We start from the raw sequence: 708 nt of genomic DNA, 5'->3' as shown, positions 1-708 counted from the left end.
TAGCGCCAAATACTGGCATGAGGAAAAGACGTGGACGGCAACGAGATACTGCTACTGGGATTGGGGATTCAGTCTCCCTGGAAACTGATGAATCAACACTTGGATACGAGTAAACAGCCGCATGAACTTCATCTGGAAGTTAAGGCGGAGCGTGGTTCGAAGTACGCTTGCCCCGAATGTGGTCAGTTGTGTAAGGCGCATGATTTCCAGGAAAAAACCTGGCGCCACCTGAATTTCTTTCAGCATCACTGCTATATCCATGCCTCAGTCCCTCGTGTGAAATGTTCCGAACATGGTGTTAAGTTGATCGATGTACCCTGGGCGCGTAAAGGCAGTGCTTTTACCTTGCTGTTCGAGCAAGCGGCTTTGACCCTGGTTCGGGAGATGCCGGTCAACGCAGCCGCTCGGATTATTGAAATCACTGACAAGCGTTTATGGCGCATTGTCGACCACTATGTTGGTCAAGCCATTGAGCAGTTTGATTTGTCCGATGTCAAAGCGGTTGGGCTGGACGAGACAGCGAGCAAACGGGGCCATAACTATGTCACCGTATTCATCGACATGGAGCGACGAAAAGAGCCTGTACTATTTGTCACCTCCGGTAAGGGCAAGCAAACCGTGGCAGAATTTTCCGATTTCCTGAAAACGCATAAAGGCGAGCCATCAGTGATTCAGGAAGCGGTATGTGATATGTCACCCGCCTTTCTT

General features: G+C 50.0%; 1 protein-coding gene. It reads left to right on the top strand.

Annotated elements, in window-relative coordinates; translation table 11 throughout:
* Window positions 1-30: 30 nt before the first annotated feature.
* On the top strand, window positions 31-708 hold a 678-nt coding region (locus tag ACOCD2_RS24015), incomplete at its 3' end, for a helix-turn-helix domain-containing protein (RefSeq protein WP_293653739.1).

It is taken from the genome of Thiolapillus sp. (assembly GCF_048562965.1).
GTDB classification, from domain to species: Bacteria; Pseudomonadota; Gammaproteobacteria; order Chromatiales; family Chromatiaceae; genus Thiolapillus; species Thiolapillus brandeum_A.
Note: the sequence above shows the minus strand (reverse complement) of the source record. Positions and strands in the feature narration are given on the sequence as shown.